Below are 2,963 nucleotides of genomic sequence, written 5' to 3' on the forward strand. Positions count from 1 at the left end.
TACGTCTTCCTGCGGCGCGGCCGCGCCACGCTCGTGGCCGTGCTGTCCATCCCGACGTCCGTCGCGATCGGCCTTCTGCTCATCGACCACTTCGGCGTGACGTTGAACGTCATGAGCCTGGCCGGCATGGCCGTGGCCGTGGGGCGCGTGGTGGACGACGCGATCGTCGTGACGGAGAACATCCACCGGCACGCCCGCACGCGCGGCTATTCCGCGCCCGTCATCCTCGAGGCCGCTTCGGAAGTCGCCTCGGCGATCACCGCCTCGACGCTCACCACGGTCGCCGTCTTCGCGCCCCTGGGCCTCGTCGGGGGCATCGTCGGGCGCGTGTTCCGGCCCTTCGCCCTCACCGTGGTGTTCGCGCTCCTCGCCTCGCTGCTGGTGGCGGTCACGGTGGTGCCGGCGCTCACGCTGGTCTTCAACCGCGGCGTGCCGCCGGAAGCGGCGGAGGACGCGCCCTCGCGCTTCACGAAGGCGTACCGCCGCGGGCTCAACTGGCTTCTGAACCATCGCGCCGTCTCCACGCTGGTGTGCCTGGCGCTCCTCGCGGGAGCGTTCGCGCTCGCGGGTCGCCTCGGCACGTCGTTCCTGCCGTCGGACGAGCACCCGCAGGTGACGGTGCACGCGAGCTTCCCTGAAGGCGCGCAGCTGGCGATGATGGACCGCGAGGCGCGGCAGGCGGAGGATGCGCTCCTCAAGCGGCCCGGCGTGACCCGCGTCGTGTCGGTGGTCGGATCCGTCGGCGGCTCCAACCCGTTCATGAACTACCAAGCGCCGAACGACGCCACGATCATGGTCGACCTGGAGCCCGGGACGGACCCGAACGCGGCCGCGACGGCGATCCAGAAGCAGGTGGCGCCGCTCATGCCGGACGCGCGCGTCCAGGCCGCCGCCTACTCCGCCGCCACGGGGGGCACGAACTCCATCCAGCTCGTCTTCTCCGGGCCGAACGAGGACGCGCTTCGCGACGTCGCCGCGCGCGTGGAGGAGCGGCTGCAGTCGCTCGACGGCCTCACCAACGTGACGGACACCCTGCGCAAGCAGACGGACACGGTGGTCGTGGAGGTCGACGGCGCCGCCGCCGCGCGCTACGGCCTCACGACCGGCCAGGTGCTGCAGGCCGTGCATGCGGCCCTCAGCGGGTACGACGCCGGCACGATCCGGCTCAACGGGCACACGTATCCGCTGGGCGTCCACCTCTCGCGCACGCCCGATCTGGAAGCGCTCCGCCAGCTCACGCTGCACGGCACGCAGGACGTGAAGCTTGCGGACGTCGCGAGCGTCTCCGTGAAGCCGCAGCCGACGGCGATCAACCGGCGCAACCAGCAGCCGTTCGTGATGATCACGGGCGATATCACGGCCGAGGACGTCGGCTCCGTCACGGCCGCCGTGGCGCGCGAGGTGGCGGCCGTCCACCTGCCGCCGGGGGTCTCGGCCCAGGACGTCGGCGTGACGGCGACGATGCGCGAGGGCTTCACGCAGATGGCCGAGGCCATGGTGGCGGCGATCCTCGTCGTGTACATGATCATGCTGCTGACGTTCGGCGAGGGCCTGGCGCCGCTGGCCATCCTCTTCTCGCTGCCGTTCGCCGCGGTCGGCGCGATCTTCGCGCTCTACGTCTCGGGCTACACCTTCAGCATCCCGGCGATGATCGGCATGCTGATGCTGATCGGCATCGTCGTGACGAACGCGATCGTCCTGATGGACCGCTTCCAGCAGCAGCGGCGGCTGGGCCTCGAGGTGCGGGAGGCGCTTCTTGAAGCCGCCAGCACGCGCCTGCGCCCGATCCTCATGACGGCGCTCGCGACGATGTTCGCGCTCGTGCCCCTGGCGCTGGGCCTGTCCGAGGGCTCGCTCATCAGCTCCACGCTTGCCGTCGTGGTGATCGGCGGGCTGTTCACGTCGACGCTTCTGACGCTCGTGGTCGTGCCGATGGCGTACGAGAACCTGCGCTGGCTGGCCGCGTGGCCCGGGCGCGTGTGGGCGCGGGCGCGCGGCGAGGGCGCGGGGACGCGGGCCGGCGAGCGCGCGGGGGCGCGGGCGACGGCCGCGGACGCGGTCGGGGAGACGGGCGCGGCGGGGGATTAGGCCGGCGACCGTCCCGGTGATGGAACCGGTAGAGTGGAAAGTCGAGCGGAAAGGAAGGGCTCCGGTGCACCCGATGGACGACGAGCACGCCAAGGCGGCCGTTCGCGCCCAGTTCTCCCGTGCGGCCGAGGCGTACGTGCACAGCGAGATCCACGCCAAGGGCGACGACCTGGCGCTCCTCGTGGAGTGGCTGGAGCCTCGACCGGACTGGATCGTGCTCGATGTCGCCACCGGCGGCGGGCACACGGCGCGGGCGCTCTCGCCGCACGCCGGTCTGGTGATCGCCGCCGACCTCACCCGTGAAATGCTCGACGCGGCGCGCCGCCACCTCGACGGCGCCGGCTGCCGCAACATCCTGTACGTCGTCGCCGACGCGGAGGACCTGCCGTTCCTCGACGGCACGTTCCACGCCGTGACGTGCCGCATCGCGCCGCACCACTTCCCCAACCCGGACCGCTTCGCGGCGGAAGCCGGACGCGTGCTGCGGCCGGGCGGCCGCTTTCTCCTCATCGACAACGTCGCGCCGGAGGACGGCGACCTCGCCCGGTTCATCAACACGACGGAAAAGATGCGGGACGAGAGCCACGTCCGTTGCCCGTCCGTCCGTGAGTGGCAGGCCTGGCTGCGACGGGCGGGACTCGTCGAGCGGCGGGCGCGGTTGCGGAAGAAGACGCTGGTCTTCGACAGCTGGGTCCGCCGAACGGCCACGTCCGACGCGCAGATCGAGCGTGTCGCGCGGCAACTGCTGGAGGCGCCCGCCCCGGCGCGCGACCACTTCCGCATCGAGGTGGACGGCGGGCAGGTCAAGTCGTTCCAGATCGACGAGTGGATGGCGCTCTACGAAAAGGCTTAGCGCGCCGCCTCGCCTGCGCCGG

At 71.7% G+C, this 2,963-nt stretch carries 2 protein-coding genes; both read left to right on the forward strand.

Annotation, left to right across the window (positions count from 1 at the left end):
• Positions 1 to 2,088, forward strand: a 2,088-nt coding sequence (locus IRZ18_09375; GenBank protein ID MBX5477315.1) for an efflux RND transporter permease subunit, incomplete at its 5' end; no start/stop codon positions are given.
• Positions 2,089 to 2,161: 73 nt separating this feature from the next.
• A complete protein-coding gene (locus tag IRZ18_09380; protein ID MBX5477316.1) occupies positions 2,162 to 2,941 on the forward strand; it encodes a methyltransferase domain-containing protein in 780 nt (259 codons plus the stop codon).
• Positions 2,942 to 2,963 lie beyond the last annotated feature (22 nt).

It is taken from the genome of Clostridia bacterium (assembly GCA_019683875.1).
GTDB lineage: Bacteria > Bacillota > Sulfobacillia > RBS10-35 > Bu92 > Bu92.